The organism is Chryseobacterium sp. FG46, from assembly GCF_057809135.1.
In genome coordinates this window covers 19216-46120 of sequence record NZ_JBMDJJ010000013.1, presented here as the reverse complement: position 1 = coordinate 46120, position 26905 = coordinate 19216, and the positions used below count along the sequence as shown (strand labels likewise).

Annotated in this window: 21 protein-coding genes; 6 read left to right on the top strand and 15 right to left on the bottom strand. The window is 36.9% G+C overall.

Going from position 1 to position 26905, the window contains the following annotated elements; all coding sequences use genetic code 11:
• Nucleotides 1-46: 46 nt before the first annotated feature.
• Nucleotides 47-2767: a hypothetical protein gene (locus ACODR7_RS11450; RefSeq protein ID WP_488839117.1), complete on the top strand. Its 2721-nt coding sequence runs from the start codon at nucleotides 47-49 to the stop codon at nucleotides 2765-2767.
• A 57-nt stretch (nucleotides 2768-2824) separates the two neighbouring features.
• Here ACODR7_RS11450 and ACODR7_RS11445 read toward each other — a convergent pair whose 3' ends face one another.
• The 9 genes from ACODR7_RS11445 to ACODR7_RS11405 form a co-directional block, all read right to left on the bottom strand.
• Nucleotides 2825-5062, bottom strand: a complete 2238-nt coding sequence (locus ACODR7_RS11445) for a zinc-dependent metalloprotease (protein ID WP_488839116.1) — start codon at nucleotides 5060-5062, stop codon at nucleotides 2825-2827.
• Between the two features lie 148 nt (nucleotides 5063-5210).
• On the bottom strand, nucleotides 5211-5705 hold the full coding sequence (locus ACODR7_RS11440) for a low affinity iron permease family protein (RefSeq protein WP_488839115.1): 495 nt from the start codon (nucleotides 5703-5705) through the stop codon (nucleotides 5211-5213).
• A 139-nt stretch (nucleotides 5706-5844) separates the two neighbouring features.
• Complete coding sequence (locus ACODR7_RS11435) at nucleotides 5845-6132, bottom strand: hypothetical protein (RefSeq protein WP_136521095.1); 288 nt, start codon at nucleotides 6130-6132, stop codon at nucleotides 5845-5847.
• 14 nt (nucleotides 6133-6146) lie between these two features.
• Complete coding sequence (locus ACODR7_RS11430; RefSeq protein WP_488839114.1) at nucleotides 6147-8402, bottom strand: TonB-dependent siderophore receptor; 2256 nt, start codon at nucleotides 8400-8402, stop codon at nucleotides 6147-6149.
• Between the two features lie 330 nt (nucleotides 8403-8732).
• Nucleotides 8733-9038, bottom strand: a complete 306-nt coding sequence (gene rpsJ / locus ACODR7_RS11425) for a 30S ribosomal protein S10 (protein ID WP_002661363.1) — start codon at nucleotides 9036-9038, stop codon at nucleotides 8733-8735.
• Between the two features lie 16 nt (nucleotides 9039-9054).
• Nucleotides 9055-11172, bottom strand: a complete 2118-nt coding sequence (fusA, locus tag ACODR7_RS11420) for an elongation factor G (RefSeq protein ID WP_312300123.1) — start codon at nucleotides 11170-11172, stop codon at nucleotides 9055-9057.
• 6 nt (nucleotides 11173-11178) lie between these two features.
• Nucleotides 11179-11655, bottom strand: a complete 477-nt coding sequence (gene rpsG / locus ACODR7_RS11415; RefSeq protein WP_062673583.1) for a 30S ribosomal protein S7 — start codon at nucleotides 11653-11655, stop codon at nucleotides 11179-11181.
• A 23-nt stretch (nucleotides 11656-11678) separates the two neighbouring features.
• Nucleotides 11679-12092 (bottom strand): 30S ribosomal protein S12, encoded by a 414-nt coding sequence (rpsL, locus tag ACODR7_RS11410; protein ID WP_002983146.1) that lies wholly within the window; start codon nucleotides 12090-12092, stop codon nucleotides 11679-11681.
• 315 nt (nucleotides 12093-12407) lie between these two features.
• Nucleotides 12408-13538 carry a hypothetical protein gene (locus tag ACODR7_RS11405; protein ID WP_488839113.1) on the bottom strand — a complete coding sequence of 377 codons (1131 nt, stop codon included), beginning with the start codon at nucleotides 13536-13538 and terminating at the stop codon, nucleotides 12408-12410.
• Between the two features lie 150 nt (nucleotides 13539-13688).
• On the opposite strand from ACODR7_RS11405, the gene ACODR7_RS11400 reads away from it, so the two are divergent.
• From ACODR7_RS11400 to ACODR7_RS11385, 4 genes are all read left to right on the top strand, one after another.
• Nucleotides 13689-14165: a Dps family protein gene (locus ACODR7_RS11400; RefSeq protein WP_488839112.1), complete on the top strand. Its 477-nt coding sequence runs from the start codon at nucleotides 13689-13691 to the stop codon at nucleotides 14163-14165.
• Between the two features lie 94 nt (nucleotides 14166-14259).
• Entirely contained in the window at nucleotides 14260-15438 is a 1179-nt protein-coding gene (pncB, locus tag ACODR7_RS11395) for a nicotinate phosphoribosyltransferase (RefSeq protein ID WP_488839111.1), read from the top strand.
• 126 nt (nucleotides 15439-15564) lie between these two features.
• Nucleotides 15565-16035, top strand: a complete 471-nt coding sequence (locus ACODR7_RS11390; protein WP_488839110.1) for a YciI family protein — start codon at nucleotides 15565-15567, stop codon at nucleotides 16033-16035.
• A 267-nt stretch (nucleotides 16036-16302) separates the two neighbouring features.
• Nucleotides 16303-16536 carry a hypothetical protein gene (locus tag ACODR7_RS11385; RefSeq protein WP_488839109.1) on the top strand — a complete coding sequence of 78 codons (234 nt, stop codon included), beginning with the start codon at nucleotides 16303-16305 and terminating at the stop codon, nucleotides 16534-16536.
• An 85-nt stretch (nucleotides 16537-16621) separates the two neighbouring features.
• On the opposite strand, the gene ACODR7_RS11380 is transcribed toward ACODR7_RS11385, so the two are convergent.
• Nucleotides 16622-18022, bottom strand: a complete 1401-nt coding sequence (locus ACODR7_RS11380) for an MAC/perforin domain-containing protein (protein ID WP_488839108.1) — start codon at nucleotides 18020-18022, stop codon at nucleotides 16622-16624.
• 142 nt (nucleotides 18023-18164) lie between these two features.
• Here ACODR7_RS11380 and ACODR7_RS11375 point away from each other — a divergent pair, with 142 nt between their 5' ends.
• Nucleotides 18165-18920 (top strand): DUF5995 family protein, encoded by a 756-nt coding sequence (locus tag ACODR7_RS11375; protein ID WP_488839107.1) that lies wholly within the window; start codon nucleotides 18165-18167, stop codon nucleotides 18918-18920.
• Nucleotides 18921-18977: 57 nt separating this feature from the next.
• On the opposite strand, the gene ACODR7_RS11370 is transcribed toward ACODR7_RS11375, so the two are convergent.
• The 5 genes from ACODR7_RS11370 to ACODR7_RS11350 form a co-directional block, all read right to left on the bottom strand.
• Entirely contained in the window at nucleotides 18978-22076 is a 3099-nt protein-coding gene (locus ACODR7_RS11370; protein WP_488839106.1) for an efflux RND transporter permease subunit, read from the bottom strand.
• Nucleotides 22076-23191 (bottom strand): efflux RND transporter periplasmic adaptor subunit, encoded by a 1116-nt coding sequence (locus ACODR7_RS11365; protein WP_488839105.1) that lies wholly within the window; start codon nucleotides 23189-23191, stop codon nucleotides 22076-22078. The genes ACODR7_RS11370 and ACODR7_RS11365 overlap by 1 nt, the downstream gene beginning before the upstream one ends.
• A gap of 3 nt (nucleotides 23192-23194) precedes the next feature.
• Nucleotides 23195-24469, bottom strand: a complete 1275-nt coding sequence (locus ACODR7_RS11360) for a TolC family protein (RefSeq protein WP_488839104.1) — start codon at nucleotides 24467-24469, stop codon at nucleotides 23195-23197.
• A 307-nt stretch (nucleotides 24470-24776) separates the two neighbouring features.
• Nucleotides 24777-26141, bottom strand: a complete 1365-nt coding sequence (locus ACODR7_RS11355; protein WP_488839103.1) for a HAMP domain-containing sensor histidine kinase — start codon at nucleotides 26139-26141, stop codon at nucleotides 24777-24779.
• 2 nt (nucleotides 26142-26143) lie between these two features.
• Nucleotides 26144-26818: a response regulator transcription factor gene (locus tag ACODR7_RS11350; protein ID WP_488839102.1), complete on the bottom strand. Its 675-nt coding sequence runs from the start codon at nucleotides 26816-26818 to the stop codon at nucleotides 26144-26146.
• Between the last annotated feature and the right edge of the window lie 87 nt (nucleotides 26819-26905).

The window sequence follows — 26905 nt, the reverse complement described above, 5'->3', positions numbered from 1 at the left end:
ACACTACCATCATACAATATTAAAACTAAAAAACACTGCACGCCCTATGAAAAAGTATATTCTTTCACTTGCGGTTGTATCACTTTTCTATACACAATCTGACGCGTGTGCGTGGTCAGATCCTGATTATGATTACTTCAACCTTTTTACGCAAACCATCATCAAAGACAAGGCTTATCTTCCCTTCCTGCACAATTATTCAAGCAGATTTTATGGAGGATATAATTCTGCATTGATTCCTGATGATAATGTTGAAACATGGAAAAAGTTCTTCAACAATCAGCTGAGCTATTCTGAAACCCAGAATCTGGTGTATAAAATAAGCATGAACGACCTGAATGCTTTAAAGAACGGAAATCCAACCAACCCTCTTTTACAAAAACTAGGCACCGGATTTTACCAGAAATATAAGGAAGGTATTGATTATTTGATTGAAGCTAAATACCTTGAGCCTTATATGAGCATCAATTATATAGAAAGTGAAAACTCATTCTATTACGACAGAGATGCCAGCAGAAAAAATGCTACAGCTCTTGATTACAATAAAACGACCGCTGCTTTAACCTCTTTATACAATGCGGCGAGAAATCCTGAAATCAAACAGCGTTACGGATATCAGCTGGTACGTCTGAATCATTATACAAGAAATTACGATTCTGCCGTACAGGCTTTCAAGACCTATGTTGCTCCCATCAAACTAAAAGGAACGGTGTACTTTATGTCTCTGGACCAGCTGGCAGGAGCACAAAGAGGACTGGAAATGAACAGTGATGCCAACTGGAACTTCTTTCAGGTATTTATGAACAGCAAAGACCGTAAGGAATCTGCATTTGTTTCGATGAAACTGTCAGACACTGCCTCTTTCAGCAATATTCTGAAAAGAGCCAATACGAATGAAGAAAAAAATATGGCTTATTTCCTGTTAGGATACGAGGACTTCAACAATCCTGTTCCGATGATGGAAAAGATGTATGAAATTGATCCTGATTCCGAGATTCTGAAGGTAATGGCCGCCAGAAGTATCAACGAACTTGAAAGAAGTTATCTGCCTACCTATTATTATACTTCCGATGCTCAAAAAGTAGCTACGAAAGAAAATTCAACGGATAACACCTCAAAAGATACATCTGCAGATTCAACCAAAACTGAGGTGAAAGAAGAAAAGCTTTCTTTCTGGCAGAAAATTGTAAGATTCTTTAAAAATCTCTTTGGTGGTTCCAAATCTGACAAAACTGGCGATAATGCTAAAGCTGACCAGAGTGATGACGAACTGTTCAGCAATCCGGACAGAATCCCTTTCTACAGCAGAACAGGTTATTATTACGACGAGAAAACACAGGACTTCCTGGACAGCCTTGAAAAGTTCACGGATAAAACAAAAGAAAAGTCTAAGGATGAGTACTGGCAGATTGCAGATGCTTATCTTAAGTTTTTAAAGAAAGACTATAAACAAAGCTCTGAAATTCTTAATGACATCAAAACGACCAATCCGGAATATCTGGAAGAAATCAAAAGGATGAAAGTTTTGAATGACATCGTTTCTCAGCCGAAAATTGATGCAGAGTATGAAGATCATCTGATGAAAGACTATGCGGAATACTTCGTAGAGAAAAAGGTAGAAAAAGATACAACAGCTGCAGCTCAATTCGATTATTATGGCGAAGTACCTTCTACGGCAGATTTCCTTAAGGATGTTATTGCGAACCGTTACTTCCTTCAGGGTGAAGACGGAAAATCATTCCTGATGAACAATAAACTTTCTGATCTCCAATATAACCCGAACTCAAGTCTGGTAAAAAGCGTGGAAGAGTTTTACAGAAAGCCAAATAAAACCCAATTTGAGCAGCAGATCATCGCGAAAAACATGGACAGTGTAGGTAATATTGATGCCTTCTTCAGTACCATTTATGGAGACAGAGCGATGAGACTTGCCGATTTTGAAAAAGCGAAAGTTTATTATGAAAAAGCAAAAAGCTTCGCAGGGATTCCAAGACAGAATTATGAATGGACAGAAAAGAATGGCCAGACCATCACTCCAAAACAATATGCTCCTGCAGAATACAACGGATTTAAAAATATTTCCAATCTTGTCTTCGGACATAATGTGTGGGAAAGTTTCGGAAGCCCTGATACCGAAAGTATGAAAGCTGAAAATTATGCAGATTTCCCTTTCATCAAAACAAGCATGGACAAACTTGAGCTGGCAGATGCATTGATTCAACTGAAAAAGATTGGAAACGGCACAGGTGAAAAAGCAGCAAAAGCCAATCAGCTTATCGGAAACTTATTGTACAACACTTCTATTTTAGGATATTACCGTCAGCTGTTCGTTATGGATATCGACAACAGCAACGGTGGCAAATATGATTTCTGGAATACGGACAGAAAGAATCCTTACAAGTATTATTACAAAAACTTCCTTGATACTTCTTATATTGAACCTGATAATTTTGACCTGTCAATCAACTATTATCAAAAAGCACTTAAGCTTTCCAGTAATAAAGAGGAAAAAGCAAGAATCTTATTCCAGATGGCAAGTGCTGAACAGGGTAAATATTATCAGTATGAAGCGAAAGCACCAAAAGATTTTGATTATTCTGATCCGAAATGGTCTGAAAAAGAAGATGCCCACCAAAAAGAAATGGACAATCTAAAAAACCAGAAGTACAGAACCTATTTTGCTCAGCTGAAAGCTCAGTATTCTGATACTGAAACGACAAAGAACTTAATGGGAAGCTGTAGTTATTTCAACTATTTTATGAGATAGTATAAACCATAAAAAACCTCTGAGTGATCAGAGGTTTTTATTTGATTGTTAACCGGATTATTTTTTTACAAACTTAGTTGTACTCTTTTCTTCTTTATTGGTAATGGTAATAAAGTAGATTCCTTTCACAAGAGCTGTTACATTAATTTTGCCATCTCCTATAGTTCCTTTGGCAATGATCTGCCCCGGAGCACTGAAGATTTCATAAGTAGCGGTTGAAGAAACATTCGTGACGTTCAATACATCTTCTACAGGGTTTGGATAGATCTTAACAGATTTCACATTTCCAGCTTCAGACACAGCCAATAAACCGGATACTGTAGCCTGTTTCACTGCGTAGAAAACATTTCCAATAGCAGAAATTCTCAGGTGAATTGTTTTTCCTGCTAAAGATGCCGGGATGAAAACACTTGCAGACCCGCTATTGGGAACTGATGCAGCCAGGTCGCTCCAGCTTACTCCGCCATCTGCGGTATAATCAATTTTTACGTTGGCTACATTATATGGAGAAGCCGTTGTTCCGGAAACCGTCCATGCAATTGTAGAATTGGTATTGGGTGTTAATGATGTTGTATCTACAGTAAATGCCGCTGCAGATCCTACTACAATAGTTTGTGTGGCATAGGCGGTCTGAGCCTGTCCACCCGGTTTATTATCTCTTACCGTCACGCGGAAATTTGTAGTTCTTGCCACTGTACTTGCCGCCTCAAAATCCGCTGTATTTTTTACAGCTCCTCCCAACACGGTTGCAAGCTTAGGGAAATATCTGGTAGGACTTGTGGTAGGTGCCCAGGATCTGAAGCTTGCACCTGAACTTGTATTTCCGATGTTCGTTTTGGAAACTCCATTACTCAAACTACTTGAGTTCACCTGTTCCCAGCAATAACTCAAAGTATCTCCATCCGGATCTGTTGCAGATGCTGTTAGCACAAACGCCGTGGATTTTGGAATAGTATAGGTTGTATTCATTGCAGTGACAACAGGTGGATTATTGACAATAGGTGTTTCCACATCAGCAGTTACCGCAGCAAGATTAGCCTGTACCTGGTCAATACTTACACTATGAAAATAGGCGTCAGAATGTTGCTGGACATCTGTATTTACGCCCGTAATTCCGGCATACCCCATAATGGTTGATCCCGATCCTGGTTCCACACAAACACCTGTTCCTTCATTAAAACTGTAGGTATGATTATCCCCAAATTGATGTCCTAATTCATGCGCTACATAATCTATGTCAAAGTTATCTCCCTGCGGTATACCGTCTGCAGGAGAAGTAAAACCGCTTCCTTTGTAGTTATTAGGAGATGTATAAGCATAGTAATTCCCTCCAGCATCCTGACAATAACTTTGAGCTGCTGTAAAAGAAGTTGTACTGATGTCATTACTTCCGATACAGCCGATACAGCCTGCATTTCCACCACCACCTGTAGCGCCGAACAAGTGTCCTATATCAAAATTGTCATCTGTAACACCATAAGCTCCTCCATGCAATGTATTCATCAATTCATAATTCCATTTACACATAAGATCAGACGTACTGTAAGGGTCGGTAGCAGCATTGGTAAAAATCAGGTTAGGAGCATCAATTGCATTGACATGAAGATTAAACTCTTTTTCAAATACACCGTTTACTCTTGATAAAGTGGCATTAATCTGAGTAAGTGCTCCGGAAACGCCACCAAAATATGCAGTATACTCACCAGTAACAGACATGGCCAATCTCAAGGTGTGAAAAGTTTTATTATTAGATTTTGCAGCAATACCAGCATTTTTCAGCTTCTGCAGATTGGCAACAGATTCTTTATCCTCCTTTGTAGAACATGTAAATGCGTGTCCATTTTTATTAGTTTTTCCATGTATAGAATAATAGGATTTGTCGGATGTGGCAGGTTCTATAAATTCATATTGACCATCAGAACCAATGATCATAGACTGGAAATCATGGGGAGCAACACTGAACCGGATATATTTGGCCGGGTCATCCACCCCGATTCCAACATAAGATCCCAACTGGTATTTATTAGCCAGAGTTTCATCCATTACCGGAAAACTGTTAACTGTAAATTTCTCTATTTTCCCCTCAAGAGTGGGAATATTAATAGTGATGGGAGAACCTTCACCTATTTTGGGAGCTCTTAGCAGCTGTGTTCTTATTTGATCAATATCAAGCTGGTAATAAACAGAATGATCACTCTTTTTAATGATTTTCTGTTGAGGCAGCCCTCTACTCCACTGGGCATTTGCTGATATTGCTAATAACAATACCGGCAAACAAAATAATTTTATTTTCATATGTTTTTTGTAAGTAAATGTAGATATTTATCAAAAAAAAACACTAAAAACAAGATGAAAAATTAAGAAAATACCCTAAAATACCCATGACATCTATAATATATTATAAAATAATAATAATATTTAAAATATTAAGAAAAATTATTAATCAATCCTTTTTTTGTTTCTTTTTCTGCAGCCATTCTTCATGTTTTCTTTTGAAGAACTCATATTTATAGTCATGATTTCTTTCCGCAGCATCAATAGAATGGGAAGTATGAATATCTGCATCTTTTTTGGCAAGCTCTCCCAACCTTTCATAATAGATATGGAGCTGATCCAGTTCTACTTCTGTAAGGTCTTCAATATCCACAATACGATTGCTTGCTTTTTCGTGAGCAGCAATAAGCTCATTGAGTTTAATCTGTATGGCTTTGGAGTCTTTGTTCTGAGCTTTCTGAATCAGGAATACCATCAGAAAAGTAATGATTGTAGTTCCGGTATTGATTACCAGCTGCCAGGTTTCGGAATAATCAAAAAAAGGTCCGGTTACCGCCCATAGTACTACGATAAGAAAAGCTCCTATGAAGGCATATGGACTTCCAGTAAATTTTACAGCCCAGTTTGAAAATTTCTCAAAAAAGCTATGGCTCATTTTTCCCATTATCGTTATTTTATAGATTGATTAAATGTATAAAATTAACAGGAATCAGGAATAATAAATACTGACCAAAAAAAACATTAAGACAGAAGTCTGTCTTAATGTTTTTTAATTAAAATTGATATGAATGATTGAAGTTATGTTATTTGATTTTCCCTGGGAAACGGTATTCCAGGTTTTGCTTTTCTTCTGCTATGATACTTTTTCCGATTTGAGCAGGTGAAAAAGTTTTTGGATACAATGTATTATTCCAATGATCTTTCCAGGGAGAAATATTACCCCAAGAGTATATGCTTATGGGATTTGTATAATGTTTTTCAATATTTTCCCTGGCTGTTTTCAGTTCTTCTTCGGATAAATGTTCTTCGGAACATGAGACTAAACCGGCTAGGGCAATCAATGATAAGACTAGTGTTTTAATAATTTTCATAATATATTTTTGTGTTAGAATTTATAGTTTACCTGTACAGCAAAGTTTCTTGGCTGAATCTGATCAATGTATCCTCCTCTGAAATAAGAGCTGTATCCTATACTATCAAAGATATTGTTAAAGAACACTCTTATTCCCATTCCATTTTTCAGGGTATATCCTGCCTGAGCATCTACTGTGGTATATTCCGGCATATCGAAAGGTTTATCTCCAGGTTTCACACTGTTCAGGTGACCTGCTGTAAATGTCTTCTGAGTCCATTCGTCAACCGGTCTTTTTCCTACATAATAAATCCCTGCTCCTACATCAAGTCCTGATAAAGTCCCTTTGTTGAATTTATAATTCAGCCACCCGTTTGCGGTGTGTTTAGGAGCGTTCATGGGGGCGGATCCGTTCATATAAGCAGGGCTGTCCTGGTATTGAGCATCCAGATATGCCCATCCTGACATCACCTGAAGGTTTGGAAGAATTCTTCCAATCAATTCTACTTCCACTCCTTTTCTTCTAAGATTTCCTGCAAGGCCATACATCGTTTGTTTGTTGATGACAACAGGGTTATAGTTTTCGTCAAGAATAGTGAAAGACAGGTGATCTGTTTTAATGTCAAATACTGTAACATTAAATCTTAAACGCTCATTAAACCAGTCTGATTTAATACCAGCTTCCCACTGTTTAGTCATTGATGGGCCTACTCTTCCTCCATCTAAAAGGAAATTATTAGAAGATCTTAAAGATGTTGTAGTGGTATATGATCCAAATGCATTAACATTTGGAAGTGGTGAAACGATTAATCCGAAATTAGGATTCCATGTATCTACAGACTCATTGGCAGATCCGTTCAGTCTGCTGTAACGAAGTCCCAAGTGAGCTTTTACATATTTTCCGATAGTCATCACATCCTGAGCCATCGCACCTATACTTGGTGTCAGCACAGCATTTGATCTTCCCAGATTTTTATAGATAACATTCGCAGGAAGCTGATTTGGAATACTTCCGTTTACTACGTCAAAAATATCAAGTGGATTAGCCGCATAGGTTATGTTTCCTATTTTTGTGGCACGTGCAGTAATTAAATTACCGGGTGCGATTGAGTTTTTATATGCTTCGTAGGTTGTAGATGAAGTTTCAGTTTCTCTCCAGTCAAAACCAACCTGGAATGTATGGTTGATAAATCCTGTTTTTATCTTTTCTCCGATGAAGTCTAACTGCAATACTTTATTGATATCTTCACCCTGTGATTTTCCAATGGTACGCTGTCTGATATTATAGTTCGTTTCACCAGCAGGTAATGATACGGATGAAGCTTCAGAGTCTGTATTGCTAACAGAATTAACGAAAGCAGCTCTCACTTTTAATTTATCCGTAAGGTTACGTACGATCGTAGTGGCAAAGTTGAAAGTCTCAGTTTTTGAATAATCGGATGTATATCCTAAGAACTTACCTTTGGGCATGTGATACAATGCTTCTACAGTTCCCGGAGCAAGGTTGATTGTTCCTCTGTCCGGTGTTCTTTTATCATGCAGATAATCCATTTCCACATTAATGTATGTTTTATCATCCGGACGGAAAGCTATCGATGGATTTACGTAGATTCTTTCTCCCTTTACATGGCTTCTGAATGAATTGTTATTCTGATAGGCACCATTGAATCTTACAGCAACTTTGCCCTGAGAATCCAATACTCTCTGGAAATCTACCGTAGGTCTGTAAAAATCCCAGCTTCCGTAACGGAATCCTACATTGGTCTGGTCAATAAACTGTGGTCTTTTTGTTACAACATTGATAACTCCTCCTGCAGATCCCAATCCATTTCCTATTCCCTGACCAATTGCGGCAGATCCCTTGATTACCTGAATGCTTTCTACTCCCTGCATATCTGTGATCATCCCAGCAGTACGGAAATCCGAATCCAGCTGAACACCGTTTTTCAATACAGGAACGCCACGATATCCTCTGATAGACATACTTTCGTTTCCTCCACCATAGCTAGAAAATAGAGTTACCCCCGGAACATTTTTGGCAACATCAGTGACTGTAAGTGCTCCTAATTCTTCAATTGCTTTATGGGAAATTACAGAAATACTTTGAATCTGATCTCTGGTTTTCAAAGGCAATCTTGTAATTGCATCCAGACCTTGCGGCTGTTTCTTTTTTTCACCAAATAGTTCTACTTCTTCAATTTTCTTGTGTTTAATTGAATCATTTACTTTCTGTGCATTGGCCAGAACTCCACCCAATACAAGCAGAGAAAAGGATACTACTTTATTCATCTGATAATTTTTTACAAAATTATTATTTTTATTAATTCTAAATAAATAAAGAAGTGTGACATATGTCACCCTGAAAAGCCCTATTAATATCAGATTATTAATCCAATAAGATGACTCATTACAATCATCAAACATATCTGATCTATTATTAAGACAAATCCTTTAAAGCTTTTTTATGATTACAGAAATTTCAATTCAAAAAAAGCAGATTTAATGCATTGCAAGCCTGCTTTTTTGCTATTGATGTAGTTATATAAAACAGCATATACATAAAAAAAATCCGTTCCTAAAAAGGAACGGATTGTATAATCATTGCAAAGTATGCATTTATCACACTTTAATTTCAACGTCTACACCTGAAGGAAGTTCTAATTTCATTAGAGCATCAACAGTTTTAGAAGAAGAAGAGTAGATATCCATTAGTCTCTTGTGAGCTGAAAGTTGGAACTGCTCTCTTGCTTTCTTGTTTACGTGCGGAGATCTCAATACTGTGAAGATTCTCTTATTCGTTGGCAATGGAATTGGACCGTTTACAACAGCACCAGTAGCCTTTACCGTTTTTACGATTTTCTCAGCAGACTTGTCTACCAAGTTGTAATCGTAAGATTTTAGTTTTATTCTGATTCTTTGTGACATTTCTTTAATTTAAAAATTAACCTTTTGCTTTAGCTATGATTTCTTCAGCAACGTTTTGTGGAGTAGCCTGGTACTTCTCTAATTCCATAGAAGAAGTAGCTCTTCCTGATGAAAGTGTTCTTAGAGTAGTTACGTATCCAAACATTTCAGAAAGTGGAACAGAACCTTTGATTACAACAGCACCGTTTTTCTCTTCCTGACCACTGATAGTACCTCTTCTTTTGTTAAGGTCACCAATGATGTTACCCATATATTCTTCCGGAGTTACAACTTCCAGTTTCATAATAGGCTCCATAATTACTGGCTTAGCAGCACGTCCCGCTTCTTTAAATCCTAATTTAGCAGCCATTTCAAATGAAAGAGCATCAGAATCCACTGCGTGGAAAGATCCATCTTTAAGAGTAACTTTAATACCTTCAACTTCGAAACCAGCCAATGGACCGTTCTTCATTGCAGCTTTAAATCCTTTTTCAATAGCAGGAACGAATTCTCTAGGAACGTTACCACCTTTGATCTCATTGATGAATTCTAAACCAACTTTACCTTCGTCTGCAGGTCCTAGTTCAAATACAATGTCAGCAAATTTACCTTTACCACCAGATTGTTTTTTGTAAACTTCTCTGTGTTGAGCAACTTTTGTTAAGTTTTCTTTGTACTCTACCTGAGGTTGTCCTTGGTTTACTTCTACTTTGAACTCTCTCTTCATACGGTCAACAATGATATCTAAGTGAAGCTCACCCATACCAGAGATAATCGTTTGTCCAGAAGCTTCGTCAGTTCTAACAGTAAACGTAGGATCTTCTTCTGCCAATTTAGCTAAAGCGTTACCCATTTTATCCTGGTCAGCTTTAGTTTTAGGCTCAACAGCGATACCAATTACCGGATCAGGGAAAACCATAGATTCAAGAATGATCGGGTTTTTCTCATCACACATCGTATCACCAGTTTTGATAGACTTGAATCCAACTGCTGCACCAATATCTCCAGCTTCAATATATTCTACCGGGTTTTGCTTGTTAGCGTGCATCTGATAGATTCTAGAGATTCTTTCTTTATCTCCAGAACGAGTGTTCAAGATATAAGAACCTGCATCCAGTCTTCCAGAGTAAGCTCTGAAGAATGCTAATCTTCCCACGAACGGGTCAGTAGCAATCTTAAATGCTAATGCAGCGAAAGGCTCATCTACAGATGGTTTTCTTGTAATTTCAGCGTCTGTTCTTGGATCAGTACCTTTGATATCATCTTTATCCAATGGAGAAGGAAGGTATTTACATACTGCATCCAACATAAACTGTACTCCTTTGTTCTTGAATGAAGAACCACAAGTCATTGGGATAATAGATAAATCGATAGTAGCAGCTCTCAATGCAGCATTGATTTCTTCTTCTGTAATTGAATCCGGATCTTCAAAGAATTTCTCCATCAAAGTTTCGTCATACTCAGAAACAGCTTCTACTAGTTTCTCTCTATATTCAAGAACTTCATCTTTCATATCTTCAGGAATTGGCACTACTTCGAAAGTAGCTCCTTGTCCTGCTTCATCCCAGATGATCGCTCTGTTTTTAATTAAGTCAACAACTCCTTTGAAATCTTCTTCAGCACCGATTGGTAAAACGATTGGAACTGCGTTAGATCCTAACATTTCTTTAACCTGGTTTACCACGTTAAGGAAGTCAGCACCTTGTCTGTCCATTTTGTTTACGAATCCCATTCTTGCAACTTTGTAGTTGTCAGCAAGTCTCCAGTTTGTTTCAGACTGAGGCTCTACTCCATCTACTGCAGAGAATAAGAATACCAATCCATCCAATACTCTTAAAGATCTGTTTACTTCTACAGTGAAGTCAACGTGTCCCGGTGTATCGATAATGTTGAAGTGGTAAGGCTTAGTATCAGCAACAGGTTTTCCTTGATCTGTTGGAAAGTTCCAAGAACAAGTAGTTGCAGCAGAAGTAATAGTAATACCTCTTTCTGCTTCCTGCTCCATCCAGTCCATTGTAGAAGCACCATCGTGAACCTCTCCAATTTTGTGGTTTACCCCTGTGTAGAATAAAATCCTTTCTGTAGTGGTAGTTTTACCTGCATCAATGTGAGCAGCGATACCAATATTTCTTGTAAATTTAAGATCTCTTCCCATTTCAGATTAGAATTTGAAGTGTGAGAAAGCCTTGTTAGCTTCCGCCATTTTGTGAGTATCAGATTTCTTTTTGAAAGCAGCACCTTCTTCTCTTGAAGCAGCTACAACTTCGTTAGCTAATTTCAAAGCCATAGACTTATCATTTCTAGCTTTAGAATATTTGATTAACCATTTCATTGCCATAGAAATTTTTCTATCAGCTCTGATTGGCATAGGGATCTGGAAGTTAGCTCCACCTACTCTTCTAGAACGCACTTCTACGTGAGGCATTACATTTGTAAGTGCATCTTTCCAGATTTCAAGTGCAGTTTTTTCGTTATCTCCTTTCTTAGTTTCTACAATATCTAATGCATCATAGAAAATTTTGAATGCGATTGACTTCTTACCGTCAAGCATTAAGTTGTTTACGAATCTCGTTACCAATTGATCATTAAATTTCGGATCTGGTAACAACGGTCTTTTTTTCGCTTTTGTCTTTCTCATTGCTTTTGTACCTTATTTAATGATTATTTTTTCTTTCCTTTTGCAGGTGCAGCAGCTGCTTGTCCTGGTTTAGGTCTCTTAGCTCCGTACTTAGATCTTCTCTGAGTTCTTCCATTTACACCAGCGGTGTCTAATGCACCTCTTACGATGTGGTAACGTACTCCCGGTAGGTCTTTCACCCTTCCGCCTCTAACCAATACTATCGAGTGCTCTTGAAGATTATGTCCTTCGCCCGGGATATAGGCATTCACTTCTTTACCGTTAGAAAGTCTTACCCTTGCTACTTTTCTAAGTGCAGAGTTAGGTTTCTTAGGTGTAGTTGTATATACTCTCGTACATACACCACGTCTTTGTGGACAAGAATCAAGGGCAGCCGATTTGCTCTTCTTGGCAAGCGTGGCTCTTCCTTTTCTTACTAATTGTTGAATAGTAGGCATTTAATTGCTTTTTATTTTAGGGTGCAAAAATAGTAATATTTTTTTAATCTGCAAACACTTATATAAAAATTAAAATCAAATACTTACATAAAAATAAAAGACGTTTCAATATAACAATCCGGGAAATATAATATACATGAGGAAAAGGGAAAGAAAATATACTTTTTTCAAGCTTTAAAAAAGCGTATTAAATAATTATGAAATTTATTGATTCCTGATTTTCAATATTTTTTCTTTTAAAATAAATTCCGGAAATTGGATCTGATGTATTTAAAAACTTTCTTATCCTGTACAATTTAAACTTCAATTTTAATTCTACATAAGATAGCTTTGAATCCATTCAATCATGGTATCGTGCTGAAGATGCAAGAGAACCAATAAATAAAAAACACCGGAAAAAATAAGATACGAAGATTTTATTGCGTTATTATTGAATGATATAACTCCGGAATCATTTCTTTTTAACAGCGATGTAAAAACAATAAATAATAATGTAGAATAAATATAATTCCATCTCATCCAATCAATTCCGAGATAATATAAAGGAGTAACCCAAAGAAGACAGATCACATTACAGAAAAGATAGTTATAAAATGATTCTTTTTTAAACAGATAAACATAGAACCCCATTTGAAATACCATGATAAGAAGCTCAATAGCATGAACCAGAAATGATAATTTATACTGAAGAACATAATTAAAATCAAAATAATATTCCATATCAAAAATATTCTCTTTCTGAAAAACCACTCCCCTGCTTTTCAGGATGGATAGACTTTCGCCTTGGTTCACATTTCCACCAAAAAAATAGATAATACCCATAGTGGCAAACGCAGCTACCGTAATAGACAGGAAATATTTAATATTAATTTTCTGCCACTTGGAATAATTAATCCATAATAAAAACGGAAAGAAAAAAAATCCTGCCTCATGTATGAAAAGAAAAACGACATAAAAAATCCATAATAGCGCATCATTAAGCTTGGATTTTTTTACAAAAGAATACCAAAGCATTATAAGAATCAATATGATTTCTCTTCGGCCAGCGTTTCTCACAGTCAATGCAGGGAATAAAAGAATATAAGGCGAAGCCATGATGGCTAGATAAAAAAGATCTACTTTATATTTTTTAAGGTATAAAAGTGTCCCATACAGAATTCCTGAAAGGCTTATGATCTGAAGAATAAAGATTTGAAATTGTAATTTCAATCCCGTTATATCCTGTATATAAAAAAACATTTCTCCCAAAAGACCTCTTCTTTTGAAACCGCCATCTGTATAGTTGATCAGCCAATCAGAAATAGTCCAGGCTGAAAATGGTTCTTCAGCCTTAAGATATAATGCTATAAAAACACCAATATAAATCAGTACAATTCCAATACTGAAATATTTAACCAGTGATCTTCCTTTATTTTCAGATATATTGACAAGGGTGTTAAAAAACATAGTATATAATTTCTGAGGCCTATTTTAGATAAGCACAATATTAATACTTCCAAACTATTTTAAAAAATTTTCCTATAGTTATCATCTATTGGGATCTCACCATATTCGGCACGATATTTCGTAACTTTGAGATATATAAAAGATAAACTTATGAAAAATGCTAGTATTATTGGCCTTAAAGAAGCTGATTGCAAAAAGATTTCAGAAAAATTAAACGTTTTATTGGCTAACTATTCTGTATTCTATCAGAACACAAGAGGTTCTCACTGGAATATTAAAGGAGAGCAGTTCTTTACCCTTCATCCGAAGTTTGAGGAATTGTATAACAGCCTTGTATTAAAGATTGATGAGATTGCAGAAAGAATCCTTACGCTAGGAGCTACGCCTGCACATAATTATTCAGATTACCTAAAAGTAGCAACCATTAAAGAAAGCAAAGAAGTAACTGATGGTAGTAAAAGTGTTGAACAGATTCTCAATTCATTCAAAGTGGTAATTGATCTGCAGAGAGAACTTCTGGACATTACAGATGAAGCAGGAGACGAAGGTACCAATTCGCAAATGAGCGACTATATTACCGAGCAGGAGAAAGAAGTTTGGATGTACAACTCTTATCTTGGAAAATAACTCCATCAAAAGCATGGAAATATTTCAAAAAATCGCCTTACATTTAGGCGATTTTATTTTTTATTTTTATATTTGCGTTAAAATTACACATATCATGAACGACGTAAGATTAAACTCTATCCTTGATAATGATTTCTATAAAATAACCATGCAGAATGCTGTGGTAAAGCTATTCCCGAGTTCTATTGTAAAATATGAATTTATCAACAGAGGGAAACACCACTTTCCGGAGGGGTTTGACGTTGCTTTAAGAGAAGCTGTTAATAAAATGGCCGAACTTAAACTTACGAAAGATGAAAAAAAGTTCATGGCAAGAACATGTCCTTATATAGATCTGCCCTACCTCGATTTTTTAGAAGGTTATCATTATGACCCGTCTGAAGTAAAAATTCATCAGGAAGGAGGTGATCTGTCCGTCATTGTGGAAGGACTTTGGTACAGAACGATACTTTGGGAGGTTCCATTGCTTGCATTGATCAGCGAACTTCATTATGAAATGAACCACATGGAAAGAGACTCCAACGAAGTGGTGATGAGCAAAACAATAGAAAAAGCGGACTCTTTGGGCAGGCTTGGAGTAACATTTGCAGAATTCGGGACAAGAAGAAGACACTCTTACAAGGTACAGAATCTGGTAATGGAAGCTTTAACCCAGAAAAAAGAATCTACTTTTATCGGAAGCTCAAATGTTCATTTTGCGATGAAATACGGTGTAAAACCCATCGGAACACATGCTCATGAATGGTTTATGTTCCATGCTGCCGAATATGGATTTAAAATGGCCAACGAATTGGCACTGGAACACTGGGTAGATGTATACAGAGGAGATCTTGGAGTCGCCCTGTCTGATACTTATACTACAGATGTATTCTTCCAGCAGTTTGATAAAAAATTTGCAAAGCTTTTTGACGGCGTGCGCCATGACAGTGGAGATGCTTTGGAATTTGCAGATAAAACCATTGCCCACTATCAAAATAATGGGATTAACCCAATGTTTAAGTATATTATTTTTTCCGATGCTCTTAATCTTGAAAAAGTAGAGGAAATTACCAATTATTGCAGAGGAAAAATAGGCATATCGTTCGGGATCGGAACCAATCTCACCAATGATGTGGGGTTAAAACCCATGAATATCGTAATGAAACTCATCGGCGTACAGGCTCCCAATAAAGAATGGATTCCTACAGTAAAACTTTCCGATGAACATGGTAAATATACCGGAGATCCAAAGATGATCGAACTGGCGAAAGAATTTTTAAGAATAAAAGATTAGTAACCTCATTAGAACAATTAGATATAAACCTCGAAATCATCGAGGTTTTTTTATTTCATAGCGACATTTGAAATTCAGTTTTCAGAAATCTATTAGGTTTTATTATATTTATCAAAATAAAACAAGATGAAATCAAGAACATTACTCCTCGCATGCCTTCTCCTATCAGCATTTTCTTTTGCACAGGAAAAGAAAGCAGAAAAACCTAAATATAATCAGGAACTGGCCACTTCTTTAGGAGCGGATCAATACGGTATGAAACCTTATACAATTGTCATGCTGACAACAGGTTCCACGAAGATGGATGATAAAGCCAAAGTGGGTGAACTCATGAAAGGACACATGGCTAATATCGGTAAACTGGCCAATGAAGGTAAAATTGTGGTAGCCGGACCTTTCCTGGAAAAGAATAAAGAAAACTATCGGGGCATGTTTATTTTCAACACCAAATCTAAAGAAGAAGCTGAACAATGGGTAAAAACTGATCCTACAGTTCAGGCGGGCATTTTTAGCTATGAAATTTTCCCCTGGTATGGTTCCGCCGCCCTGCCTTTGTATCTTAAGCATCATGATGAAATTGCAAAAGAAAGTCATTAAACAATATAAAGCACGAATTCCATTTGTGCTTTTCTTTTTATTAATGACAGGCTGTACAAAACGGCCGTCCTTTTTAGAGTTTACCCCTGAAAAAGTTGACAGAGATATTGTTGAGGATTAAAAAAAAATCTAACCTTCATTTTGACATTTATCATAAATTCAATCATCATAGAATAATTTACTATTTTAGTTCAATATTTTCACACCTATTTGTTTAATTATAAGAACGTTAATAATAATTAATTTACTAAACAAAAAGATTAAACCATGAAAAACAACTTAACAAAACTTTTAAGAGCAGATTTGAAAGATGTCTTTGGAGGAACTCTTTATCCGGCAGAATGTCCGGGAGGATGCCACGGTGAAGGCATGATCAGATGTCCTGACGGCACAACCACTATGACTAATTTTATATGCATGGGCGGAATCTGCCAACCTGCAGCAATGTGCAAGCCATTGATTCTTGAACCTTTTCCTGATCCGGTTATAATAACGCCATAATCAGATAAACAATAGAGAATGTTTAAAAAAGTAAAAGAGACTGTCTTCTGTGACAGTCTCTTTTTTTTATCATCATAACTTTAAATTAAAAAATATCGCTACCAATGATATAACCATTTGTACCATTTATTTTTTTAACTGCATTATTATTAAATCTATATTTATTATAAATACCAATATTTGGAATATATCTTAAAGTATTACCTTCTCTCATATAAATCTTATTGGTATAATTGTCCTGTTTAAGATCATTATCAGGTGTTAAGTCTGCTCCACGTTCTACTGTTGATAAATTGCTTGGACTCACAGTAGCAATTTCACCACTGGTAATATTAAATAATCCGTAAAGAGTCATAGGGCTTTGGATATATCTCAATTTGTTTTCAAACATAAAAAAGATCTGGTTGGTTGCAGGATTTCTAACAAAATTACCATTCACAAGATTAGCCGTATTGGTATAATCTAATCTCACCTGATTATCAATTAAATATTGATCGATATAAGCTTTCAATTGAGCTTTCTTCACTGGATCTTTAATAAGTTCATAAAGTGGCACCAAACCATTACTTCCAAATTCTACCAATACCGCATTAGTTGGTGTTGAACTGCTCTGCCAGCTGGAAATATTAATTTTAGGATTCGCCTGATCAAGGTTTAGCTCTCCCACCAAACTCTTCGATGGATCTCCACCTCTGGTTTTAAAGGATAATTTTCTGGAAAAGTTTTTACTTGATTCTGATGTATCGATGTCGTTATCAACATTGGCATCAAAAATACTCTTTACACCAACTTTGACTCCAACTCTGGCTGCTTTTTCACGGCTTTGATTTGTGGTTTCAGATTGAAACATAACATCTAACTTCGCACCCGTGTAAATATCAACTGCAACGTGAGTACCATAATCGTTCACAAGCTGTGCAGGACTATTTGACTGCAAATCGCTGGAAAACTCAGGGGTCAAATAATCAGATAATAATACAGGAGTAGCATTAAATCTGAATCTTCTTTGTTTGATTAAAAGATTATAACTGCCATAAATGTACTTTGCATCAAACTTATTGGTAGTAGTGTTGCTAACTGCAGAACTAAAAGTAACCGAAATAAGTTTTTTAAATAAAGAGAATCCAGCTGAAGCTCCTACTTTCGTTGATACCATTTTTGAATAAGCTTCTGCATTTTCTCCATATTCTTCAAGATATTCCTGAGAAAATACATTATCAGTAATCAATCTGCCCGCCTGTTCGTTTTTAAATCTTTCAATATCAATCACCTGATATCCTGAAGAGTTTGAATTAGCATATTCCCCTGTTGCGTTATATCCGTACCCTAAAACATCATAAATACCATCACCGGCACTTTTAGCAAAACTTCTCCCTGAATTTTTTTTTGAGTTTTCATTTAGGTTAGGATTTTCAAGCTCCTCAGTAGAGCAAGAAGCTGCAAACAGTAATATAATACTGGCAAAAAAGAAACTTAGTTTTTTCATATTTTTATTTTAAGTCCACAAACTTAATTTTTTGTATCCAAAACACGAATGACATAAATCATAAATAAGGGAATTAATGTCAACCCAGACTCAATATATTGTGATAAAGTATTTTCTCAATATCTTTAAACAAAAAAACATCATGAAAACCATTGAAGAAGTTCTTAAAAGACTGGATGAAATCATCATCTGGTGTAAAGAAAATCAAAGTCCGGCTGGATATTTTGCCTGTACCTACAGAATTATGACCGCACAGGTTCTGAAAGGTATTCAACAGAAAAAATTTGAAGACAATCCGAGGATGACTTCACTTGACATTGCTTTTGCACAAAGATATCTTCAGGCGTGGGAAAGCTACAGTAAAAATGAAAGATGCACCAACTCATGGTATATTGCTTTTGAAGCGGCTAAAAACAAAAATCTGCTGATATTGCAGCATATATTTCTGGGGATGAATGCCCATATCAATCTGGATCTGGGTATTTCTGCCGCTTCTATAATGCCTTACCGGAAAATTAACCCATTAAAAAAAGATTTTGAAAATATTAATAATGTTATCGCTTCCATCAACCAGAATGTACAGAATTCACTGAATAAAATCTGTTATCCTGTGGATCTTGTTGACAAACTTTCCAATGGAAAGGATAATACAGTTCTTGATTTTGCTATTTCCAAAGCAAGAGATACTTCATGGGCAACGGCAGTCATTGCCTCCAACACTCCCAATTTCTTACGAGAATCTGTGATTGGCATTGTAGATTATGCAGCAGCAAAAGTTGCTACTCAAATCCTGAATCCGAAGATCTTAACTCCTGCTCTTTTAAAGGAACTTAAAAAATGTGAAAGCAGCGATGTGCTTAAAAATATTGAGATTTTAGAGTCTACAAAAACTTCATAAAAAAGGCCGGGATCTTCCTCACGGATCCCGGCCTCATAATGAACAAAATGAAAGAAACTATAGTGCTTCCTTATGCTTTTTGCGATAGGCATAATGGAAAATAATAGGCAGTACAGTAAATGACAGCAGCATACAGATAATTAATCCTCCAACAATCATAATGGCTAACGGTTTCTGAATTTCAGAACCCATTCCGTTGGACATCGCTGCGGGAAGAAGTCCCATAGAACCCATCAGGGCAATCATCACCACCGGGCGGATTCTGCTTTTCACTCCCAGCGCTATGGATTCTTTGAGTGACATTCTGTTTTGCAGATTCTCTTTCATAACTCCGATCAGAACGATACCGTCTATGGTAGCCACTCCAAACAGGATGATAAACCCAATTCCCGCTGAAATTCCGAAGATGGTTCCTGTAAACCACAGGGACAAGAATCCTCCAATGAAAGCAAATGCCAGTGTAATGGACGAAATCAGCGTATCTTTTATGTTTCCGAAATTGAAATACAGCAGCATCAGAATAAGAACTAAAGAAATCGGCACTACCATAGCCAGCTGTTTTGCCGCTCTTTCTTTACTTTCAAATTCTCCGGCCCACGTCATTTTATGCTTTTTCGGAAGCTTCACTTCTTTATCTACTTTCGCTTTGGCTTCTTTGATGGTACTTCCCAGATCGCGTCCTTCAATATTAAATCCAACTCCGATATATCTGCTGTTTCCTTCACGGTAAATAAATGATGGTCCGGTATGATAATCAATGGTTGCAATTTCTTTCAGCGGAACTTTTTTATTGTCCTGAGTCGGGATCAGAATATTTCCCATCTTTTCGGGTGTATCTCTGTAATCTTTTTCAAACCTGAGCATTACGTCAAACATTCTTTCCTGTTCGTAAAACTTAGTAGCGGCCTGCCCTCCGATTGTCATTTCAATCACAGCCTGTGCATCTGCTGTGGACACCCCATATTTTGCCATTTTGGAATCGTGAAGCTGTATTCTCAATTCCGGAAGTCCGATATTTTTGAAAACATTAACATCTGATATTCCCGGAACAGTTCTGATGGAATTGGCTACTTTATTGGCATAATTTTCCAGCTCAAATAAATCATTTCCGAAAATTTTAATGACCAGCGGTGCTTTTACTCCCGCTACATACTCTTCTACGTTATCCTGGATCGGCTGGCTGAATCCAAAATTGATACCCGGAAATTTCTCAAGAGAGACTCTCATTTCTTCAAGGAGTTCTTCTTTGGATATTTTTTTCTTCCATTCATTTTCCGGCTTCAGCTGAATATTAAATTCGATATTAAAAAATCCGGTGGGATCGGTTCCGTCATTGGGACGGCCTGTCTGGGTCATGACAAATTGTACTTCATCATATTTCATGAGAATCTCTTTCATTTCTTTGGTTAACCTAACAGATTCATCCAGATTGACACTGTTGGGAAGGGTTGCTCTTACGTAGATTGCGCCTTCATTCAGCTTGGGCAAAAATTCTGATCCGTAATTGGAGAATCTCCAGCCACAAACGGCAAGCAAGGCAACGAAACCAATAATGAATCCTTTTTTGTGACGATCACTGAATTCGTAGATTCTATAAATATTAACTCTGAAGAATCTCGAAATAAAGTTTTCTTTTTCTTCGATGTTTTTTGTCAACAGCAGCTTACACATTGCCGGAACATAGGTTAAGCTTAAAATCAATGATCCCAATAATGCATATCCCAGTGTAAATGCCAAAGGAGAGAACATTTTACCTTCTACTTTCTGGAAAGAGAAAATCGGCATCAGGGCAACGATAAGAATCAACAGGGCAAAGAAAATATAACTTGCCACACTTCCTGCGCTTTTCTTGATGATTCCCAGTTTTGAAATTTTATTGAATCTCCGAAGCCCTATCTTTTTCGCTTTAAGCTCGAGGGCGACAAAGACGTGCTCTACAATCACCAGCGTTCCCTCCAGAAGCAATCCGAAATCAAGTGCACCCATGGAAATCAGGTTGGCGGGCAGTCCCTGGATTTTCAGCATAATAATAGCAAACAGAAAAGCTAAAGGAATTACTGATGCTACGATGAAAGTAGTTCTCCAGTTGTAAAGGAAAATAAATACAATGACGGAAACCAGAATGATTCCTTCAATAAGGTTTTTGGAAACCGTATGAACGGTAGTGTTCACAAGCTCCGTACGGTCAATGATTGGAACAATCTGTACATCACCGGGAAGTTCTCCGCCATTCAGTTCTTGTATTCTATCTTTCAGCCTTGCAATGACTTCGCTTGGATTTTCACCACGAAGCATAATCACAATTCCTTGTACAACATCATTTTCTTTGTTGTATCCTACCTGTCCTAATCTTGGTTTTGCAGAAACTTTTACTTCGGCAACGTGTTTTACCAAAATAGGCGTAGAACCTTTTACCTCGATCTGAATATTCTCAATATCTTCTTTTTTCTCCAAAAGACCGATCCCCCGCACTACATAAGCCTGATCTCCTTTTGCCACTACATCTCCTCCTACATTGATATTACTCTTCGAAACTGCTTCATACACATCCAGGGGGGAAAGGTCGTAATTGTGTAATTCTGTAGGATTAATTTTTATTTCATATGTTTTTTCTTCGCCACCAAAGCTCACCACATCCGCAACACCGGGAACCGCCAGCAATTCTCTTTCTACTACCCAATCCTGAATAGCCGTTACTTCTTTGATGGGAAGTTTACTCTTGATAATATATCGGTAAATTTCACCGGTAGCACCGGAAGGAGGTTCAATGCTGTATTCTGCTCCGGCTGGAAGCTCCACATTTCCGAGTTTATTGGAAGCATATTGCTGTGCATAAAAATCATTCACATGATCATCAAAAATAACCGTCACCACAGATAATCCGAATAAGGAAATTGAACGTACCGAAGTTTTATTCGGGATGGCATTCATTTCCTTTGAAATGGGTAATGTGACAAATTTTTCTATTTCCTCAGCACTTCTTCCCGGCCATTGGGTAATGACTCTAACTCTGGTGTTGGTAACATCCGGAAATGCTTCAATGGGTGTATGCAGATAGGAATAGATTCCTCCGGCGAGCAATAGAAAAGTTCCCAAAAGAACAATCAATGAGTTTTTTAAAGAGAAGGAAACTATATTCTGTACAAATTTTCGCATTACTTCGTGGAATTATTTAATTGGTTTTTCAGGTTTTCATAGATCAGCAGCCCGTTGGAAGCAATGACATTTTCACCTTGTTTTAAATTGCCTTCTACATAAATATACTGGCTGTTGGAAGCAATTTCCGTTACAGGTCTGATCTCCAGTTCACAGTCTTTTTTATAAACCACTACATAGCTTTGGTTATTATCAAAGATTAAGGCTTTCGCAGGAATAGCCAATGCGCTTTTATTTTGTGAATTCACTGGCAATACTACATCTGCAGACATTCCTGGTCTCAGCTTCATTCCGTTATTATCCATAATGATTTTGGCTTTGAGTACTCTTTCATTTTCATTAAAAACCTGGGAAATAGTATTAATCTTCCCTGAAAAACTGTCATCAGGATAAGCAAGTGTTTTTACCACAACCGGCTGATCTGCATAAACGTGTCTCATATTGGTGGCATATACATTGGCCATTACCCAGACTTTATCCAGGTTGGAAATGGTAAACAGCTGATCTCCTCCTGCGGTAACAGGCATTCCTTTGGAAATATTCTTCGAAATAACATATCCGTCTGCAGGGGCTTTGATCTGAATCGTACTTCCTCCTGCAGAATACAGCTGCATATTTTTCTGTGTCTTGGAAATATTGGATTGCAGTATGGCTACTTCAGAACGTGCTTCCTGTAAATCTTTCTGAGAAGCAATATCATCTTTATACATCGCTTCTACGGAAGACAGCTTTCTTTTAGCAACCGCCAGCTGAGCCTGTAAAGTTTGAGTGTCATCCTGCATTTCATTGACGGCTGTACTCTTTACACTGGCCAGCGTCTGTCCTTTTTTTACATAATCACCAAGGGAAAAATAGGTATCCATCACCACTCCGTCCACTAGGCTTACAAAAGGAACGGTTTTATCGGAATTGCTTTCCACTTCTCCGGTAAGCGTAATACTTTCTTCTATGGGAAGCATTTCTGCTTTGGCCAGTTTAATATCTTTTTTAAGTTCTTTGCTGATGCAATAGCCTTTTTCGGCTTCTTTATTTTCTACTTTTCCGGCACAGCCTGTAAAAATAATGAGGGCAGACAGGTAAGCCGCAGCGCTGTATTTAGTAATATTTTTGTTCATAGCTTATAAATCTTGTCCTACAACATACTGCAGGTTTTCGTAGTATTGATTAAGTTCTTTTTTAGTATCCAGGATGATCATTTTATTTCCGATGTAGGTATCCAGAAAATCCATGTACTCCAGCATGCTGATATTTCTGAGTCTGAAGTTTTTTTCGTGGCTTACCAGCAAACCATCGAGTGTAGCTTCATAATTGTCATCAATTTCTTCCGAAACCTGTTGTGTTCTGATATAGTTTCTGAAAACAGAGACAATTTCATTCTCAGATTTCAGCATGTTTTTGCGGGTCTCAAGCTTGCTTTTCTCGATCTCAAGCTTCGCTTCCTGAATATTTCCTTTATTGCGATCGAAAATGGGCAGATCAACAGAAACTCCCAGCCCTATAAAGTCTTTCATAATATTTCCTCCCCGGTCATATCCTATAGAAACTGCAACATCGGGAGTCTTCATGGCGTTTTGAATTTCCAGATTTTTAGCAGCATGTTTTTCTTTATTCTTCGAGATCATAATATCCGGACGGTTTTCTTTGGCTTTTTCCATCCATTGAGTTACTTCCAGCTCTGAAAGTTGTTTTTCAGGCATAACAAATGAATCTGAAATCTCCAGATAGGTTTGGGAAGGCAGCATTAATAGCGCTTTCAGTTCTACCTGCTGGTCTTCGATTTCCTGCTTCAATGAAACCAGTTTCTTTTTAAATTCAATTTCCTGTGCTTTTAAGCGGACATATTCAGCTTTACTGATATTCCCAAGGTTTAATTGATTATTATAGGATTTTGTTAATTTCTCAATGGAAGTAATCTGTCCCTGATAGATCTTTTGCTGTTCCTGATTGTAAAGAATTTCAGTAATGGTATTTCTGAGCGTCTTCTTAAGTTCACGTAAAACTTCCTGCAGTTCATACTTCTCACCTTCCACTTCTATTTTCTGAAGTTCGATATTTTTCCTTCTTTTACCCGCAGTCTGAATCACCTGTTCTATCTCGGCAGAAATCTGGGTACTTTTTCCCCAGTTTCCGATGAGTGCAGGCTGCTCTTCGATGTCATAGGTTCTCCATAAATTAACTTCGCTGACACTCAATGTGGGATTAGGCCAGTATTTAGCCTGAACAGCTCTCGCCTCGGCTTGTGAAATTTCAAGCTTCTGCGCAATAAGGTCAAGGTTTTTAGCAAGAAAAATAGTTTCAGCCTCCTTTCTGCTGATTTTCATAGTGTCTGAAATCTGTGCAGAAAAGAAACTGAAACAGGGAATATAAAATAGGGTAAAAAATAGCTTCTTCAAGATCTTTTATTTAAGACCACAAAGCTATTTGTCTAATATTAGAAGGAATTGTAAAGAAAATTAAAATTCGGTTAGTTCAACATTAGAGTTTGATTAGAATGATTTTCAATCCTCGGAATTTTGTTTGAAGAGCTATGTTTTGGCTGAAGCCGAAGGATTTTGAATGCATTTTGTAAGCGGGTTAAAACCCGCTCCTATTGAATATTCAAATCTCTCACAGATTTCACGGATGACACAGATTTTTAAGATTTAAAATGAATCTAAAATCATCAATTTGCGAGATCTGCGAAATCTGTGGGAGAAAAAATCAAGAATGAGCTGGAAATTCAAGAAGAACAATGGTCCCAACATTTACAACAGAATCAATTTTCATTGCAATATGATGATGATCAAAAATACTTTTAGAAAGGGATAAGCCAATGCCACTGCCTTTCACCGTATCTACATTTTTTCCTCTGTAGAACGTTTCAGCTATTTTCACAAGATCATCAGCCGGAATCCCTCTTCCTTCATCCCTGACCTCAATATTCAGCTGATTGCTTTTTTCTGATAATGTGATCACTATAGGTTTACCATAGGAATATTTGATAGCATTTTCTACAATATTATATAATGCGAGGTAGAGAAGTGTTTCGTTTCCGGGAAATTCCAGCAGAGCAGGTTTTATTACCTGAAGTTGTATTTTGATAGATGAATTGTTTTCTTTTGCTTTGGGTTCCAGTTTTTCATAAATTTTCCAGATCAGCTCATCTACTCTCATTAATTTGTGAGAAGACTCCAGTTTTGTCATTCCGGACATCAGTAAAAGATTATTGAGAATATTTTCAATCTCATACACGTTTTCCAATGACTGTCTGGCCACTTCTTTATATTCTTCCGGTGTACGGTCTTTTTGGGCAAAGACTTCCAGATTTCCGGATATTGCCGCTAAGGGCGTTTTGAATTCATGAGAAACATAATTGATAAAGTTCTGCTGCAGAAGCACATTTTCAGAAATTCTGCCCAACAGTTTATTATAAGATTTAATAAGATCTTCAATCTCATCATTGGTATTCGTGGAAGTAATAATTGCGGTAGAGATGTTATTATATTCCACTTTATTGATCCGTTCCACTACATTGGAAATAGGTTTATAAACCACCTTGGAAAGATATCTGCTCAGGAAATAAATAGCAAGCAGACCAATGACCAATACCGAAAGCATGATAATAGCCAGTCTCAGAATCTGCGACTGGAAAGAATCGTTGGAAGATTTCACGAAAACCACAAAATCTCCCTGATTGTCCGGATAAAAAATCCCATAATAGAATTGATTATCAGACATAAACTGTATTCCTTTATTATTCCGGACAGCCTGTAAATGAGACAGTTTTATATTCTTATCGTTCAGGTTATGTCCAAAAGTCACTTCATTATTCTGATTGTAAACTGCCACTCTGTTATTCTGAATCAGATGATTATATTCTTTTTTGATCTGAGCATGTCTGTCTTTGGGAAGCTCATCTTTTTCAAGATAATAAATAGCAGAAATTAACGCCGTATTCCGCAGCTTTTCAAAATAGAAAATCTTGGTACTGTCATAATAGGCAAAAAATATCACCGCGGATGTGATGATAGAAACAATGCCGAATGAAAGGCTTGAAATAAGGGTAAATCTGTTTCTGAGCGTCATTTTCAGTCTTTGATCAAATATCCGGTTCCTTTTACTGTATGAATAATTTTCTGTTCTGTCTCATCAATCTTATTACGGACATAGGAAATGTAAACATCTACTACATTCGTTGTATTATCAAAATCAATTCCCCAGACTTTATGCAAAATCTGGGTTCTGCTCAGCACCTTATTTTTATTCTCCATCAGGAAAGTAAAAAGTTTATATTCCGTAGGGGAAAATTCTATTTCTTTACCGTTCTGAGTTACTTTATGGAGATCCGTATCAATGGTGATATTCCCGCATGATAAAAGCTGATCGTCTTTCTGATAACTTAATTTATTTCTTCTGGTTAACGCTTTAATCCTTGAAATCAGTTCTTCAAAGTGAAAAGGTTTTGATAAATAATCATCAGCGCCCATGTCCAGCATTTTAATCTTATCATCAGGACTGTTCAAGGCACTTAAAACCAAAATCGGGGTATAGTTTCCTTTAAATCTGATAATTTGTGTAAGCTGCATTCCATCCAGTCCGGGAAGCATAATATCCATTAAAATAATATCAAAATCATAGGTATGAAGAAGCTCACGCGCCTTTTCCCCGGAATCTGCCAGGGTTGTAATATAGCCAGCCTCCGAAAGGCCTTTTATCAGGAAATTACTGATTCTTTGATCATCTTCTACCAACAAAATATTCATAAGTCTCTGAAATTTCCCATAAATATAGGTATTCTTCTTCAGAAAGGAAGATGGATGCTGGAAGAGAGAAGTAATGGAGCTCTATTC

Coding starts and splice junctions, on each gene's coding strand:
- ACODR7_RS11385 (WP_488839109.1), top strand. CDS start 16,303: ATGAAAAACAACTTAACAAAACTTTTAAGAGCAGATTTGAAAGATGTC.
- ACODR7_RS11390 (WP_488839110.1), top strand. CDS start 15,565: ATGAAATCAAGAACATTACTCCTCGCATGCCTTCTCCTATCAGCATTT.
- rpsL (WP_002983146.1), bottom strand. CDS start 12,092: ATGCCTACTATTCAACAATTAGTAAGAAAAGGAAGAGCCACGCTTGCC.
- ACODR7_RS11355 (WP_488839103.1), bottom strand. CDS start 26,141: ATGACGCTCAGAAACAGATTTACCCTTATTTCAAGCCTTTCATTCGGC.
- rpsJ (WP_002661363.1), bottom strand. CDS start 9,038: ATGTCACAAAGAATCAGAATAAAACTAAAATCTTACGATTACAACTTG.
- ACODR7_RS11430 (WP_488839114.1), bottom strand. CDS start 8,402: ATGAATAAAGTAGTATCCTTTTCTCTGCTTGTATTGGGTGGAGTTCTG.
- ACODR7_RS11375 (WP_488839107.1), top strand. CDS start 18,165: ATGAAAACCATTGAAGAAGTTCTTAAAAGACTGGATGAAATCATCATC.
- ACODR7_RS11365 (WP_488839105.1), bottom strand. CDS start 23,191: ATGAACAAAAATATTACTAAATACAGCGCTGCGGCTTACCTGTCTGCC.
- ACODR7_RS11400 (WP_488839112.1), top strand. CDS start 13,689: ATGAAAAATGCTAGTATTATTGGCCTTAAAGAAGCTGATTGCAAAAAG.
- rpsG (WP_062673583.1), bottom strand. CDS start 11,655: ATGAGAAAGACAAAAGCGAAAAAAAGACCGTTGTTACCAGATCCGAAA.
- ACODR7_RS11445 (WP_488839116.1), bottom strand. CDS start 5,062: ATGAAAATAAAATTATTTTGTTTGCCGGTATTGTTATTAGCAATATCA.
- ACODR7_RS11440 (WP_488839115.1), bottom strand. CDS start 5,705: ATGGGAAAAATGAGCCATAGCTTTTTTGAGAAATTTTCAAACTGGGCT.
- pncB (WP_488839111.1), top strand. CDS start 14,260: ATGAACGACGTAAGATTAAACTCTATCCTTGATAATGATTTCTATAAA.
- ACODR7_RS11405 (WP_488839113.1), bottom strand. CDS start 13,538: ATGTTTTTTAACACCCTTGTCAATATATCTGAAAATAAAGGAAGATCA.
- ACODR7_RS11435 (WP_136521095.1), bottom strand. CDS start 6,132: ATGAAAATTATTAAAACACTAGTCTTATCATTGATTGCCCTAGCCGGT.
- fusA (WP_312300123.1), bottom strand. CDS start 11,172: ATGGGAAGAGATCTTAAATTTACAAGAAATATTGGTATCGCTGCTCAC.
- ACODR7_RS11380 (WP_488839108.1), bottom strand. CDS start 18,022: ATGAAAAAACTAAGTTTCTTTTTTGCCAGTATTATATTACTGTTTGCA.
- ACODR7_RS11370 (WP_488839106.1), bottom strand. CDS start 22,076: ATGCGAAAATTTGTACAGAATATAGTTTCCTTCTCTTTAAAAAACTCA.
- ACODR7_RS11350 (WP_488839102.1), bottom strand. CDS start 26,818: ATGAATATTTTGTTGGTAGAAGATGATCAAAGAATCAGTAATTTCCTG.
- ACODR7_RS11450 (WP_488839117.1), top strand. CDS start 47: ATGAAAAAGTATATTCTTTCACTTGCGGTTGTATCACTTTTCTATACA.